The 14,571-nt window shown below is 71.1% G+C and carries 14 protein-coding genes; 5 read left to right on the forward strand and 9 right to left on the reverse strand.

The window, feature by feature from the left end:
• Nucleotides 1-64: 64 nt before the first annotated feature.
• Both ACH34Q_RS27100 and ACH34Q_RS27105 read right to left on the reverse strand, forming a co-directional pair.
• Nucleotides 65-829, reverse strand: coding sequence for a crotonase/enoyl-CoA hydratase family protein (locus tag ACH34Q_RS27100; RefSeq protein ID WP_395985888.1), 765 nt, complete (start codon nt 827-829; stop codon nt 65-67).
• 8 nt (nt 830-837) lie between these two features.
• Nucleotides 838-1,611 carry an SDR family NAD(P)-dependent oxidoreductase gene (locus tag ACH34Q_RS27105; RefSeq protein WP_395985889.1) on the reverse strand — a complete coding sequence of 258 codons (774 nt, stop codon included), beginning with the start codon at nt 1,609-1,611 and terminating at the stop codon, nt 838-840.
• A gap of 133 nt (nt 1,612-1,744) precedes the next feature.
• Between ACH34Q_RS27105 and ACH34Q_RS27110 the strand changes: the two genes are divergently transcribed.
• Together ACH34Q_RS27110 and ACH34Q_RS27115 are read left to right on the forward strand one after the other, a co-directional pair.
• Nucleotides 1,745-2,593 (forward strand): SDR family oxidoreductase, encoded by an 849-nt coding sequence (locus tag ACH34Q_RS27110; protein ID WP_395985890.1) that lies wholly within the window; start codon nt 1,745-1,747, stop codon nt 2,591-2,593.
• A gap of 7 nt (nt 2,594-2,600) precedes the next feature.
• The gene (locus ACH34Q_RS27115; RefSeq protein ID WP_395985891.1) at nt 2,601-3,623 is read left to right on the forward strand and encodes a DNA topoisomerase IB; all 1,023 of its coding nucleotides are present in this window, start codon (nt 2,601-2,603) and stop codon (nt 3,621-3,623) included.
• A gap of 95 nt (nt 3,624-3,718) precedes the next feature.
• On the opposite strand, the gene ACH34Q_RS27120 is transcribed toward ACH34Q_RS27115, so the two are convergent.
• The 5 genes from ACH34Q_RS27120 to ACH34Q_RS27140 form a co-directional block, all read right to left on the reverse strand.
• Nucleotides 3,719-4,486 carry a metallophosphoesterase gene (locus ACH34Q_RS27120; protein ID WP_395985892.1) on the reverse strand — a complete coding sequence of 256 codons (768 nt, stop codon included), beginning with the start codon at nt 4,484-4,486 and terminating at the stop codon, nt 3,719-3,721.
• Nucleotides 4,483-4,839 (reverse strand): BON domain-containing protein, encoded by a 357-nt coding sequence (locus tag ACH34Q_RS27125; protein WP_395985893.1) that lies wholly within the window; start codon nt 4,837-4,839, stop codon nt 4,483-4,485. Before ACH34Q_RS27125 ends, ACH34Q_RS27120 begins: the two co-directional genes overlap by 4 nt.
• The gene (locus ACH34Q_RS27130; protein ID WP_395985894.1) at nt 4,836-5,459 is read right to left on the reverse strand and encodes a hypothetical protein; all 624 of its coding nucleotides are present in this window, start codon (nt 5,457-5,459) and stop codon (nt 4,836-4,838) included. Before ACH34Q_RS27130 ends, ACH34Q_RS27125 begins: the two co-directional genes overlap by 4 nt.
• A 154-nt stretch (nt 5,460-5,613) precedes the next feature.
• Nucleotides 5,614-6,006: an SCO5389 family protein gene (locus ACH34Q_RS27135; protein ID WP_395985895.1), complete on the reverse strand. Its 393-nt coding sequence runs from the start codon at nt 6,004-6,006 to the stop codon at nt 5,614-5,616.
• A gap of 128 nt (nt 6,007-6,134) precedes the next feature.
• Nucleotides 6,135-7,556, reverse strand: a complete 1,422-nt coding sequence (locus ACH34Q_RS27140) for a glycoside hydrolase family 1 protein (protein WP_395985896.1) — start codon at nt 7,554-7,556, stop codon at nt 6,135-6,137.
• 859 nt (nt 7,557-8,415) lie between these two features.
• On the opposite strand from ACH34Q_RS27140, the gene ACH34Q_RS27145 reads away from it, so the two are divergent.
• On the forward strand, nt 8,416-8,949 hold the full coding sequence (locus ACH34Q_RS27145) for a C40 family peptidase (protein ID WP_395985897.1): 534 nt from the start codon (nt 8,416-8,418) through the stop codon (nt 8,947-8,949).
• A 168-nt stretch (nt 8,950-9,117) separates the two neighbouring features.
• Here the strand turns inward: ACH34Q_RS27145 and ACH34Q_RS27150 are convergent, their stop codons facing one another.
• Nucleotides 9,118-10,194, reverse strand: a complete 1,077-nt coding sequence (locus tag ACH34Q_RS27150; RefSeq protein ID WP_395985898.1) for an alkene reductase — start codon at nt 10,192-10,194, stop codon at nt 9,118-9,120.
• A 112-nt stretch (nt 10,195-10,306) separates the two neighbouring features.
• Between ACH34Q_RS27150 and ACH34Q_RS27155 the strand changes: the two genes are divergently transcribed.
• Together ACH34Q_RS27155 and ACH34Q_RS27160 are read left to right on the forward strand one after the other, a co-directional pair.
• A complete protein-coding gene (locus tag ACH34Q_RS27155) occupies nt 10,307-13,003 on the forward strand; it encodes an ATP-binding protein (protein ID WP_395985899.1) in 2,697 nt (898 codons plus the stop codon).
• 20 nt (nt 13,004-13,023) lie between these two features.
• A complete protein-coding gene (locus ACH34Q_RS27160) occupies nt 13,024-13,896 on the forward strand; it encodes an ADP-ribosylglycohydrolase family protein (protein WP_395985900.1) in 873 nt (290 codons plus the stop codon).
• On the opposite strand, the gene ACH34Q_RS27165 is transcribed toward ACH34Q_RS27160, so the two are convergent.
• Nucleotides 13,878-14,570, reverse strand: coding sequence for a dienelactone hydrolase family protein (locus ACH34Q_RS27165; RefSeq protein WP_395985901.1), 693 nt, complete (start codon nt 14,568-14,570; stop codon nt 13,878-13,880). The genes ACH34Q_RS27160 and ACH34Q_RS27165 overlap by 19 nt on opposite strands.
• Nucleotide 14,571: the final 1 nt, after the last annotated feature.

Genomic DNA, 14,571 nt, shown 5'->3' on the forward strand with positions numbered 1-14,571 from the left:
TGTACGCCCCCCCGCGGGGGAAACCGGGCGAACACGCCACGAGTCAACGTGAGAAAGGGCGGTGCTACTCGCCCTTCCAGACCGGCTTGCGCTTCTCGGCGAAGGCGGCCGGGCCCTCCTGGGCGTCCTTGGAGCCGAAGACGGGGATGATGATCTCGCCCTGCTTCGACCAGCGCTCGGCGTAGCTCCAGTCCGGGGCCTCGACGATGACCTTCTTGGTGGCCGCGAGCGCCAGCGGGGCGTTCTCGGCGACCTTGAGGGCCAGCTCCTTGGCCCCGGCCAGCGACTGGCCGGGCTCGGTGAGACGGTTGACGAAGCCGAGCTCCGCCATCCGCTCCGCCGGGTACTTGTCGCCGGTGAGAGCCATCTCCATGGCGATGTGGAACGGGATCCGCTGCGGCAGGCGGAACAGGCCGCCGGCCCCGGCGACCAGCCCGCGCTTGGGCTCGGGCAGCCCGAACTGGGCGTCCCGCGAGGCCACCACCATGTCGCAGCTCAGCGCCACCTCGCAGCCGCCGGCGAGGGCGTAGCCCTCGACCGCGGCGATGAGCGGCTTGTCCGCCGGACGCTCGGTGATGCCGGCGAACCCGCGGCCTTCCACGGTCGGGTTGTCGCCCGTGAGGAAGCCCTTGAGGTCCATGCCGGCACAGAACGTGCCGCCGGCGCCGGTCAGGACGCCGATCGACAGGTCCTTGCGGGAGTCGAGCTCGTCCAGCGCCGCCGCGATGCCCTGGGCCACGGCGCCGTTGACGGCGTTCTTGGCCTCAGGACGGTTGATGGTGATGACGAGGACGGCACCGTCTTCTTCAGTGAGAACAGCTTCGGACATTCAGCGCCTCACTTCGGCTGGAAACGGATGCCGCCGTCGAACCGGACGGTCTCGCCGTTCATGTAGTCGTTCTCGATCAGGGCCTTCGCCAGGTGGGCGAACTCCGCGGCGGTCCCCATCCGCTTGGGGAACGGCACCGGCGCGGCCAGCTTGGCCTTGAACGCGTCGGCGGCCTCGCCCTCGCCGTAGATGGGGGTGTCGATGATGCCCGGGCAGATGGTGTTGACCCGCACGCCGATGGCGGCGAGGTCGCGGGCGGCCGGCAGCGTCATGCCCACGATGCCGCCCTTGGAGGCGGAGTAGGCGATCTGGCCGGTCTGGCCTTCGAGCGCCGCGACGGAAGCGGTGTTGATCACCACTCCGCGCAGCCCGTCGGCGTCGGCGGGCTCGGTCTTGGAGATGGCCGAGGCGCCGATCCGCATCAGGTTGAAGGTGCCGATGAGGTTGACCCGGATCACGGTCTCGAACGCGCCGAGATCGTGCGGGGTGCCGTCGCGGCCGACGGTACGGGACGCCCAGCCGATGCCGGCGCTGTTGACGATGACGCGCAGCGGCGCGCCGGTGTCGACGGCGGCCTGGACCGCGGCCTGCACCTGGGCCTCGTCGCTGACGTCGGTCTTGATGAAGACGCCGCCGATCTCGTCGGCCAGGGCCTTGCCCTTGTCCTCGTTGAGGTCGGCGACCACGACCTTGGCGCCATCGGCGGCCAGGGCGCGGACGGTGGCCTCACCGAGACCGCTGGCTCCACCGGAAACGACGGCGGATACTCCGTTCAGGTCCATAAGCAGCACCTTACGTGAGGGACCGAATGTGGTTCGGGATGATGTTACCCAGTGGTTACGATACGGGTCGCGTTTGCCCCCTCGCCTCCCGGGCATGCGCGTTCGGAGAACGCGCAGGCACTGGGGGGAAGAGATGACCGAACCACCCGCACAGAGCCAGCCCTACCCAGGGCGTACGGCCGATATGGCTCCCGAGCCGCAGGACGAGATGCGCGGGTACGAGGGCCGCGGGCTGCTGGCCGGCAAGCGCGCGCTCGTCACCGGCGGCGACTCGGGGATCGGCCGGGCGGTGTCGGTGGCGTTCGCCAAGGAGGGCGCCGACGTCGCGCTCACCTACCTCAGCGAGGACGACGACGCGCGGCACACGGCGGGCCTGGTCGAACGGGAGGGGCGCCGCTGCGTCACCCTGGGCGGCGACCTGGCCGAGGAACGGCACGCGCGCGAGGTCGTCCAGCACGCGGCCCGCGATCTCGGCGGGCTGGACGTGCTGGTGCTGCACCACGGCACGCAGGAGCCCGTCAAGGACCTCCGCGAGATCGACGGCGCGCAGCTGCGGCGCACCTTCGACGTGAACGTGCTGGCGCTGTTCTGGATCGTCCAGGAGGCCCTGGACCATCTGGGCCAGGGCTCGTCCATCGTGATCACCGGATCGATCAACGGGCTGCGCGGCAACAAGACCCTGATCGACTACTCGGCCAGCAAGGGCGCCGCCATGGTGCTCGCGCAGTCGCTGGCACAGAACCTGATGGACGAGGAGATCCGGGTCAACTGCGTGGCGCCCGGCCCGGTCTGGACGCCGCTGATCCCGGCCACGCTCGGCGAGGACAAGGTGGAGGGCTTCGGGAAGCAGTCCCCGATGGGACGCGCCGGGCAGCCCGACGAGATCGCGCCGTCGTACGTCTTCTTCGCCTCCGACCGGATGTCCTCCTACTACAGCGGCCAGACCCTCGTCCCGGCGGGCGGGGAGATCCATCCGGGCTGAACCGGTGATGACGTTGCGGCGCAGCGATCCCGAGGAACCGGGCCTCGGCCGGCGCCGCTGCGGCCGCGGGTTCCGCTACCTCGGCCTGGACGGGGGCGCGCTGGACGACGCGGCGCAGCTGGCCAGGATCAAGGCGCTCGTCATCCCGCCCGCCTGGAAGGACGTGTGGATCTGCCCGGACCATGACGGCCACATCCAGGCGATGGGCACCGACGCGGCGGGCCGACGCCAGTACCTCTACCACGAGGAGTGGCGCGAGCAGCGCGACCGCGAGAAGCACGACCGGGTCCTGGAGCTGGCCGAGCGGCTGCCGGACGTACGGGACCGCCTCACCGCCGATCTGGCCGGGCGCGGCTACACCCGGGAACGGGTCCTGGCCGCCGCCGTACGGCTCATCGACCTGGGCTTCTTCCGGGTCGGCGGCGAGGAGTACGCGGCGGGCAACGGGACGTTCGGGCTGGCCACCGTGCTGCGCGAGCATGTCCGCTGCCGCCGCGACGAGGTGATCTTCGACTACCCGGCCAAGGGCGCCAAGGAACGGCACCAGGCGGTGGCCGAGGAGGAGGTCCGCCGGGTCGTCAACGGCCTCAAGCGCCGCCGGGACGACGGCCCCGAACTGCTGGCGTACCGGACACCGGACGGCTGGCACGACGTGACGACGTCCGACATCAACGACTACATCCGCGAGGTCACCGGCGGCGACTTCACCGCCAAGGACTTCCGTACCTGGCACGCCACCGTGCTGGCCGCCGTCGGGCTGGCGGTGTCGGTGCCCCGGGCCGGCGACGGCGAGCGGCGGCGCGCCAAGGCGGTCACGCGGGTCGTCCAGGAAGTGGCCGGGTACCTCGGTAACACCCCCGCCGTGGCGCGCGCCTCCTATATCGACCCGCGGATCATCGACCTGTACGAGCGGGGCGAGACGATCGTGCCGGCGCTGACCGAGCTCGGAGTGGACACCGGGACCGGCGAGCTGGCGACCCAGGGACCGGCGGAGCAGGCCGTTCTCGGCCTGCTCCGCCGCTCCGGGTGAGCGGCCACGGGATCACGCCCCTCCTATCGCCGCGATCCCGTGGCCGTTCACCCCCCACCGCGCGCCTCCCCGAGCGCGCCGTCCGGATCCCCGCCTCAGCGCGCCGCCGCTCCCGAGGCCAGCGGGGAGGCCGTCCGCTCCTCGAAGCCGTGGACGTCGACGCGGTACATGGCGTACGCCTGCCGGATCACCGGCAGCGCGACGTTGCGGACCCGTACACCGCCCGGTGTCTCGCCCTTCTCGGTGCCCTTGTGCGCGTGGCCGTGGATCGCCAGCGTGACGTCCGCGGCGTCGATCGCCTCGGCGATCAGGTAGCTGCCCAGGAACGGGAAGATCTCCGGCGGCTCCCCCTCGAGCGTGTCCTCCACCGGCGCGTAGTGCGTCAGCGCGATCCGTACGTCGGCGTCCAGGCCGAGCAGCGCGCAGCCGAGCTTCCCCGCGAAGTCCTTGGTGGTCTCGACGAACGCCTTCATCTCCGGCTCGCCGAAGTCGCTGGCGCACTTACCGGGAAAGCCGCCGCCGAAACCCTTGCCGCCCGCCACCCCGAGCCGGACCCCGTGGCAGTCGATGACGGTCCCGTCGCCCTCCAGAACGGTGATCCCCGCGTCCTGGAGCACGGCGGTGATCTCGTCCTGCGCGTCCGAGTGGTAGTCGTGGTTGCCCAGCACCGTGATCACCGGGACGCCGAGATCCCGCAGCTCGCCCGCCGCGACCCGGCCCTCCTCGACCGTCCCGTGCCGGGTCAGGTCCCCGGCGACCAGGAACACGTCGGCGTTCCCCGCCAGGTGTCCGAGCCGTTCGCGGTACGTACCGGCGACTTCGGGGCCCACATGCAGATCACCGACCGCGGCCACACGGATCATGACAGCGTCTCCTCCCCGTCCGGCTCCCGTACCGGGACCACGGACACCTCGTTGCGGATCCGGCGGCCCTCGGCGGCGCCGTGCGCGGCCGCCTCGAGCTCGCGGCGCCGCTCCTCGGTCATCACCTGGCCGCGCAGGTAGACCGTGTCGCCCCGGACGTCCACCCGGATGCCCAGCTCGTGGACGCTGCCCGCGAGCTTCTCCTGGATGTGCGCGGCCAGATATTCGGACTGCCCGGATCCGCCGGCCGCGGGGTCGTGGCCGGAGGCGGGGTCGTGCCCGGAGGCGGGGTCGTGCCCGGATCCGCCGGCCCCGGAGCCGGGGGCGCGGCCTGTTCCAGGTTGGTCGGTCACAGGAAACTCCCTTCGATGACGCCGAGCCTGTCCAGCAGGACGAGGAACGCGTAGGCGTACGGGGAGTGCTCGGTCTCCTTGGCGACGTGCGGCCAGTCGACCTGCTCGCGCAGCGCGCGGCACACGTGCAGGAAGCCGCCGAAGTCGCAGGAGGTCTCGCTGAACGCCAGGGTCCGCATGATCACCAGATCGGTGGCGGTCAGCACCGGCATCAGCACCGCCGCGACCGACAGCTTCTCGGCCCGGCCCAGCAGCGCGCCGTCCACCGGGCGGCCGGAGGGCTCGTAGATCAGGTCGATCAGCTGCTCGCCGTCGTAGACCTTGGCCAGCCAGTTCTCCGGTGCCTCGTGCCGCCGCATGCCCGCCAGGCCCAGCGCCTCCAGCGCCGGTTCGACATCGCGCTCGCGCAGGACGAAGTCCACGTCGTGCGTGGAGACCGCCGCCCCGTGCACGTACGCGGCGAACCCGCCCGCCAGCGCGAACTCGATGCCGGCCTGCTCCAGGGCGGCGGCGGTCCGCTTCAGGCTCGACAGCAGCCCCTCTTCGGCCTGGCCCGTACCGGAACCCGAGCCCGAGCCCGATCCGGAGGTCCGGGCCGCCTCAGCGTGCACTTCCTCCACACGTTCCCCTGGTTCGTTGGTGTCCCGTGGCGGTACCCGCAGATCCAGAGGTCATGCCCGCCCCGAAGGCCGGGTCTCGGTCGACTCGTGGCGTGTTCGCCCATCGGTGCTCGTCAGAGGGCGAACACGCCACGAGTCGACGTTGTCGGACGGGCTAGCAGTCCAGGAACTCCGGGGACTGGTTGAGGAGCTGCGCGCGTGGCGACACGAACGTGGCGTACCGGCCGGCGGTACCGGCCCCCGGCGCGAACGCCGCGACGCGGTGACAGTTCTGGAACGCCAGCCGCACACCGAAGTGGCGCTCCAGTGCACCCCGCATCGCGTCGCTGGCCAGGGCGCGCAGCAGCTCGCCGCGGGCCTTCTCGTCGGGCGGCGGCACCTGGTTGTCGGCGAAGCCCTCGCCGGACGCGCGCATCCGCCCGACGACGTCGCCGATGACCTGCCAGGCGTACGGCAGCGAGTCGCGCACGCACGCCACGAACGCGGCGTCGTCCACCTCCCCCTGGCGCGCCCGCTCCAGCAGCCGGTCGTCGACCGTCAATGACATGGCCGTTCTCCCCTCTCACCGTCGGTCCGGATCAGGGCTGCTCCGGATCCGGATCAAGGCTCGCACGAAAACGATTTTCATTCCAGGGTGGCGAGGTGGGAGTTTCTGCGCGTCTCAGGGCCCTGCGGTCAAGGCACTGCTCTGTACGGGGCGGGCGGAGCGGGGGTCGTACCGAAGCAGGTGGCGATCGGGTCCTCGATGGAGCACCACGCGGGCTTGCGCACCGGTACGTACCCGGACGGGACGCCGCGGTTGGCGATGAGGGCGCGGTACGCGGCGACGGCGTCGGTCGGCTTGCGGGTCAGGGACGGGTCGTTCAGGACGTCCACCGTGTAGAGCCCGAAGCGGGGACGGTAGCTGCCCCACTCGTAGTTGTCGGTGAGGCTCCAGTGGTTGTAGCCGATCACCTTCACACCGTCGGCGATGGCCCGCTGCACCCAGTAGAGGTGGTCGCGCAGGTGGTCGGTACGCCGGTAGCCGTCGGGACGCGCCTTGCCGCCATCGGTCGGCATGCCGTTCTCGACGATGTAGAGCGGCAGGTGGGGCAGCCGCCGCTGGTAGTTCTTCAGGACGTGGTAGAGGCCGTCCGGCGAGGGGTCGATCTTCCAGTACTCGCCGCCGATCGCGTTGATCGCGGACGGGTTGTCCAGGCTCGCGCCGTAGTAGTAGTCGACCCCGATGAAGTCGAGCTTGTCGGTGACCTCGTTGAACAGCGCGGCGTCGAAGACCCCGTTGAGGATCGAGCCGTACGCCACGTTGCTCGACACCGGCGCGCCCGGATCGACCCGGTGGATCATGTCGTACGCGGCGCGATGGGTCCTGATCAGCGCGTCCCGCATCGTGAACATCTGGCCCAGATGCATCGGCCGGGACAGCATCTCGTGGTAGATGTACTGGCTCGCCTCGTTGAACGTGATCCACATGACGCCCTGCCCGCGGTAGCGCTCGACCATGAAGCGCGCGTACCGCAGCCAGTCCGACGACGTACGGGCGTTGTCCCAGGCACCCTGATCGGCCACCCAGCCCGGGTAGACCCAGTGGTCGAGGGTGAGCATCGGGCGCATGCCGGCGGCCTTGATCCGGCGGACGAGGTCGTCGTAGTAGGCCAGCTCGCGCTCGTCCCGTACGCCGCGTCGCGGCTCGATCCGCGACCATTCGAGCGAGGTGCGGAAGACGTTCACGCCGAGGTCGCGGGCCCGCCCGATGTCGCCGGGGTAGCGGTGCCGGAAATCCACCGAGTCGTTGTACGGGTCCTTGACCCCGGCCGCCTTGTTCTTGACGTACCGGGTCCAGTTGCTGTCAGGAAACGAGCCTTCCGACTGGAAGCCGCTCGTGGAGACGCCCCACAGGAAGTCCGCGGGGAACTTGGCCACGCCCGGCGCCGCCGCCGGTGCGAGCGTTGCCGCCGTCGCGGCGGCCGGTGGCGAGGCGGTCGGCGGCGAGGCGGCGGCCGGTGCGGGGAACGAGACGACCGCCAGCGCGGTCGCGGCGGACAGGAGGAGAACGGACAGTGCGTGGGGGCTGCGCGGACGACCGACCCTGCCGAACACGGGGTCTCCCTCCAGGAGCGATATGAAACTCATTCGCATACCAGAACGCCCATCACCTCCTGTCAACCCCCGGCCCCGATCCGGTTACCGCACGCTACGGAACGAAGCGCTTCCTTCCCGACCGGAAAGGGGCGGCGAGGCGAAGGCGAAAAGCGGTAAGGGTTCACCCGTTCAGTGTGGCGATCATCACAAACCGGTAAATGATCAAATCGAATATGTGTCCACTCAATGACAGGCGGTCAAGACCGGATTGCGCCGATCATGGTCTCGCACGGGTCGCCGGAAGAGCTCTGAGGGCCTTCCGAAGGCACTCGTTAGACACTCGGAAGGCCCATAAGGCGGCCGTTAAAGCCGCGCGTTCCCAATAGTGACTCAGCTCACTATTCCTGTGCCGCTCGGCGCGAAAACCCAGGTGGGAGGCGTGGTGGGACGCCGTCCCGGACAGCTGTCCACCCTTAATCGATCTACCTGGGATTTGCCTGCACTTGAGATCCATGGCTACGTTCAAGCCGTTCCGTCGCGGCACAGAGGCCGCTCAGACAACAGAACACTCATGCCGATCCGCGGCCGCGGTCCCCTGACGTTCCGCCGCCGAAGATCCCGGGATCTCGAGATCCCGGATCCCGCGCGATCGGCCGCCGCGTCCGTGCAGACACGAAGCACGGAGCCGGAGAGCGCAGCCGGCACATCCCGATGAGACCCGACCCCGGGCATCGCCGTGCCGGTACGCGCCGCAGCCCCTTCATCCCCAAGCGGTTTCCCCCGCCTGCGGTGCGGGCTGCCCGGTAGGTCCCCAGCCCCAAGGTCAGGAGCCACCCTGAGTACGTCCCGTAACCCCCGGAAGACCACAGTTCCCTCCATGTCGTTCACCGGTGGCATCGTGCTCAGCGCGACGGCCGCACTCGGAGCCACGCTCCTGGCGGCCGGACCGGTGCAGGCGGCCACCGCGCCGCAGGCGGCCGCAGTTCCCCAGCAGGTGACGCTGGCGAGCGCGCAGGCCAAGGCCGCCACGGCGTCGAGCAAGCAGAAGCAGCGCGCGGCCAAGGCCGTGGCGTACGCCTACAAGCAGATCGGTGACCCGTACCGCTACGGCGCCACCGGCCCCGGCTCGTGGGACTGCTCGGGTCTGGCCGGCGGGTCGTGGCGCAAGGCGGGCGTCAAGCTGCCGCGCACGACCACGCAGATCTACAAGAAGGTGAAGAAGAAGGTGTCCTGGAAGGGCGCCGTCAAGGGCGACCTGCTCTTCTTCTACTCCGGCAAGAGCCACATGGGCGTCTACGTCGGCAAGGGCTACATGATCCACGCCCCCAGCTCGGGCAAGAAGGTCAAGAAGATCAAGCTGACGAAGTACTACAAGAGCAACTTCAGCGGCGGCGTCCGCCCGGGCCTCTGAACCACTGAGTCCTCGAACCACTGGGCCCCGAGCCACTGGGCCCTTGGGCCGCTGAGTGCCTGAACGCTCCCTGAAACACCCCTGAACCCCCCGCGTGTCTCGCCGTGGGTCCCGGCATCTGAACCGGGGCCCACGGCGAGTGCGTTCCTCAGGGTGTGGCCGCCCGGGTCAGCCATCCAGGGCCGGGTAGTCGGTGAAACCGCGGTGGTCGCCCCCGAAGAAGGTGCTCGGGTCGGCCTCGTTGTACGGGCCGCCGGCCTTGATGCGGGCGGGCAGGTCGGGGTTGGCGAGCCACAGTTCCGCGAACGTGACCGCGTCGGCCAGGCCCTCACGCAGGGCGTCGGCACCGTACTCGGGACGGGACGGGAACGCGTCCGCCGCCGGATGCGGGTTGAGCACCAGCGTCCCGGGCCATTCCGCCCGCAGCCGCCGGGTGAGCTCCCGGTCCCCCAGCTCCATCACGTGCAGGTAGGCCAGGTCCAGCGGCCCGAGCGCCCGTACGAGAGCCGGATAGAGGTCCGCCGGGTCGCTCTCGGACACCCCGTTGGCGGTGGTTCCGGGTGAGATGCGGAAGCCGGTCCGCTCCGGGCCGATGGCCTCGCTCACGGCCCGCGCGATCTCCACGCCGAGCCGGATCCGGTTGGGGATGGAACCGCCGTACGCGTCGGTCCGCTTGTTGCTGCCGTCCGCCAGGAACTGCGTGATCAGGTAGCCGTTCGCGCCGTGGATCTCCACCCCGTCGAAACCGGCCTCGACCGCGTTGCGGGCCGCGGTCGCGAAGTCCTCGACCGTACGGGCGATGTCGTCCAGCGTCATCTCGCGGGGCACCGGGTGGTCGAGCATGCCGTCCGGGCTGAACATCTGCTCGCCGGTGGCGATCGGTGACGGCCCCAGCGGCAGCGCCCCGTCCGGGTAGAGGGACGGGTGGCCCACTCGTCCCGAGTGCATCAGCTGAGCGAAGATCCGGCCGCCGCGGGCGTGCACCGCGTCGGTCACCACGCGCCACGCGTCCACCTGATCGCCCGAGTGCAGTCCCGGCGTCCACACGTACCCCTGCCCGATCACGCTCGGCTGGATCCCCTCGGTGACGATCAGGCCGGCGCCGGCGCGCTGCGCGTAGTACTCGGCGTTCAGCTCGGTCACCCGGCCCGCCTCGTACGCGCGGCTGCGGGTCATCGGGGACATGAAGACCCGGTTGTCCAGCTCCAGCTTCCCGACGGTCACCGGCTCGAAGAGCTCGTTCATCGTGCTGCTCCCTAGATCGTCATCATCTGTTCGTGCCGCTCCCGACGTTAGGAGCGAGGACATCGCCCCCGAATCCGTAAGGTTTCGGTACTCGGCCACGTAGTTTTGAGAGGTGCTCTACGGGCGGGAAGCGGAACAGGGTCGGATCGCGCGGCTGATCACCGAGGCGCGCGAGCAACGGCGGAGCCATGCGCTGGTGGTGCGCGGTGAGACCGGCATCGGCAAGTCCGCGCTGCTGGACTGGGCCGTCGGCCGGTTCTCGCCCGAAGACTCCGACGGCTCTGGCACCGAAGCGAGGCTGCTGCGGGCGACCGGCTTCGAGGCCGAGTCCAATCTCGCGTTCGCGAGCCTCCACCAGCTGCTGTGGCCCGTACGGGACCGGCTGGAGTCCCTGCCCGGCCCGCAGTCGGCCGCGTTGTGCGGCGCGCTCGGCCTCAACATCCCCGCGACCGGCGGGCAGGACCGGTTCATGGCGGGGCTGGCCGTCCTCACCCTGCTGGCCGACCTCGCCGAGTCCGGCCCGGTGCTCTGCCTCATCGACGACGCGCAGTGGATCGACACCGCCACCAGCGAGGCGCTGCTGTTCGCCGCGCGGCGGCTCGCGGCCGAGGGCGTGGTGATGCTGTTCGCCGCCCGGGAGGAGGGGTTCAACGGCGGCGGCCTGGAGGAACTCCCCCTGCGGCGGCTCGGCGACGCCGACGCCGAACGGCTGCTCGCGGCGCACGACGGCATCCCGCCCCTGCTCCGGGAGCAGATCGTCAAGGAGTCGGCGGGCAACCCGCTCGCGCTGCTCGAGCTGGGCGCGTCCTGGCACGGTTCGTCCTGGACGTGGCGGCCCGGCGGCCAGACCGCGCCGCCGCCGCTCGCGGACCGGGTGACCGCCGCGTTCCGCGACCAGATCGCCCGGCTGCCGGAACGGACCCGGCTGATGATGCTGATCGCGGCGGCCGAGGGGCGCGGCTACCTGCCCAGCGCGCTCGCCGCCGCCCGGGCGCTCGGGGTCGGCCTCGCCGATCTGGAGGAGGCCGAACGAGCCGGGCTGATGGAGGTGAACCCGCCCGTGATCCGGTTCCGCCATCCGCTGATCCGCGCCGCCGCGTACCAGGGCGCGGTCGTGTCCCAGCGGCTGGAGGTGCACCGCGAGCTGGCGGCGACCGCCGATGACGCCAACTGCCGCGTCCGGCACCTCGCGTCCGCCGCGACCGCACCCGACGAGGCGGTCGCGGCCGAGCTGGAACGCGCGGCGGAACGGGCCCGCGCCCGTACCGGATACGGCACCGCCGCACGGCTCTACCGGCAGGCCGCCGACCTCACCCCCGAGACCGCCGGCCGGGCCCGCAGGCTGAGCACGGCGGCGACCGCGATGCTGCAGGCCGGCGAGGTCGAGGGCGCCGAGGAACTGGCCGGTATCGCCGAGCAGATCACCGACGACCCGGCCGAGCGGGCCGGGCTGGCCCGGCTCCGCGCGGCGGTCGAGTTCGAGCGCGGTGACCCGCGTACGGCGGCGCGGATGCTCGCCGACCACGCCGCACGCGCGGATGCCGGGGAGCGGGACGCCATGCTGCGTACCGCCGCCGCGTACGCCTGGATGGCCGGCGAGACGCCCGTACTGCGCCGGGCCGCGACGCTGCTTCCCGGCACCGACAAGGCCGTACAGGGAATGGCCCGGCTCAGTGAGGGCGACTTCGGGCGCGGCCTCCCGCTGCTGACCTCGCTCGTCAGCGGCGCCCGGGCGGACCGTACCGCCGCGGGCTCCGTGGACGACCGGGTGCAGGCCGTCCAGGTCATCCTCGCCGGCCTGATCGTCGGCGCCGACGAGCACGCGCTCGACCTGGCCACCGCCGAGGCCGCGTACCGCAGGAGCCACGGCCTCATCGGCGCGCTCCCGAACCTCCTGGAACTGCTCGCCCGGGCCCAGATGGCCGCCGGCCTGCACCAGGACGCGGAGGCCACCGTGGCCGAGGCGGCCGGCCTCGCCCGCGACACCGGCGTCGAGCGGCGCGCCGGGCGGCTCGGCGCCGTCCTGTGCCGGGTCGCGGCGATCGAAGGCGACGAGACCCGGCTGCGCGGCCTCGCGGCGGACGGCGGCGCGCTCGGACTGCTCGACCTCGGCCTCGGCCGGTACGAGGCCTCCGTACGGCGCCTGGACGAGGCCGTACAAGGGCACCCGTGCACGGCCGACGTCATGATCTCGGCGGCCGACCTCGTCGAGGCGGCGGTCCGGGCGGGCGTTCCGGAACGGGCACGAACCGCGGCCGAGCAGTTCGCGGCCTGGGCGGAAGCCGGCCGCCAGCCGTGGGCGCTGGCCGTCGCGCTGCGCTCGCGCGCGCTTCTGGCCGACACCGACGACGCGGCGGCCGGGCCGTTCGAGGAGGCCCTCGGCCTGCACGAACGCGGCGGCCGGCCGTTCGAGAAGGCGCGGACGGAGCTGCTGTACGGCGAGTGGCTGCGCCGGGCGCGCCGCCGTTCCGACGCCCGCGGGCCGCTGGGCTCGGCGCTGGAGACGTTCGAGCGGCTGCGGGCGGCGCCCTGGGCCGAACGGGCCCGCACCGAGCTGCGCGCAGCCGGGGGTGGCGAGCGGGCACAGGCCATGGCCCCCGACCTACTCGACCGGCTCACCCCGCAGGAGCGCCAGGTCGTACGGCTCGCGGCGGACGGCATCAGCAGCCGCGAGATCGCCTCGCAGCTCTTCCTCAGCCCGCGAACGGTCGAGTACCACCTCTACAAGGCCTACCCGAAGCTCGGCGTCTCCTCCCGCAGGGAACTCGCCCGCATGCGCGAGACCCTCGTCCCGGCGGCGGCAAGCTGAATCCGGAACAATGGCGCCCGATGACCGCTTACGACCGTGCCCGAACCTCCTTGCTAGGGCTCTCGCTAGGGGACGCACTCGGCTCGCAGTTCTTCGTCCCCGCCAACCGTTCCGCCTACGAGTCGCAGTCCCTGCCTCCCTCGCCCTGGGAATGGACCGACGACACGGAGATGGCCTGTTCCGTTCTGCTCGTACTGTCCCGGCACGGAACGATCGACCAGGACGCCCTAGCGGCGAGCTTCGCCGAGCACCACGACTTCGACCGCGGGTACGGGCCATCCACCAACCGCCTGCTGCGCCTCGTACGGGAGGGCGGTGACTGGCGCGTCCTCGCGCGCGAACCGTTCGACGGCCAAGGCTCCTGGGGGAACGGTGCGGCGATGCGTGTGGCACCGCTAGGAGCCTGGTACGCCGACGACCTCTCCGAGGCCGTCCGCCAAGCCGAACTGTCGGCCGCCGTAACGCATCCGCACCCCGAAGCCGTGGCAGGCACGATCGCCGTGGCCGTGGCCACCGCGCTTGCCGCCTCCCACACCGAACGGCTCGCTCCCGGTGTCTTCATCGACGAGGTCCTACGGCACGTACCGAAAAGCAAGGTGCGCGACGGGATCGAAGAGGCCAGACGACTGCTGACCGTACGTTCCCCTTCCACAGCGGCGTCGGTCCTGGGCAACGGCAGCCGGGTCGCCGCCCACGACACGGTCCCGTTCACGATGTGGGCCGCGGCCCAGCACCTGGACGACTACGAGCAGGCCTTCTGGACCACCGCGGCAGCCGGAGGCGACATCGACACCACGTGCGCCATCGTCGGGGGCATCGTGGCCGCCCGGGTGGGAGTCCCCGCCTCCTGGCTGAGTGAATGCGAGGCGCTGCCCTACTTCGTGGGCAGGTGACGGGCGAGGAACGCCTCCGTCAGCCTCCACGCTCTTGCCGCAGGCTCCGGGTTATGGAACATCGGGGCCTTCCTGTTGTGGAACGCGTGCCCCGCGCCCTCTTCCACGTGGATCTCCACATTGGAACGACCCTGGACGGCCCGTTCGACCTCCGCGACGTGCTCACGCGGGATGTACGGGTCGGAGCCCCCGTAGTGGAACTGGAGCGGGCAATCGATCCGGTCGAGCAAGTCCAGCTGGTCATGTACGGCCGAACCGTAGAACGACACCACAGCGGAGACCCCCTCGGCACGCGCGCCTAGCCCGTACGCAAGCGAGCCCCCTAGGCAAAAGCCCAGAACACCGACCGTCCCACTACTTTCGGCCCGCAACCGTTCAAGCGAGGCCTCCAGGTCCTCAAGCCCCTTCACGGGGTCGAATCCGGACGCGAGCTCAAGCGACCGCTGCAGCCCCTCCTCGTCATGGGAAGCGGCCCACCCGGGACGGATCCGCCAGAACAGATCCGGCGCCGCCACCACGTACCCCAAGGCGGTCAGGTCCTCAGCCACGGAACGGATGTACTCGCCCACCCCGTAGACCTCGTGGATCAGCAGGATCCCGGGACCGCTCCCGCTCTCCGGCGTCCAGACGTGCAGGGCGAAGTCGCCGTCCGGGACGGAAACGGTGCTCGTCATG

This window comes from Actinomadura sp. 9N407 (genome assembly GCF_044326315.1).
Lineage (GTDB): Bacteria > Actinomycetota > Actinomycetes > Streptosporangiales > Streptosporangiaceae > Spirillospora.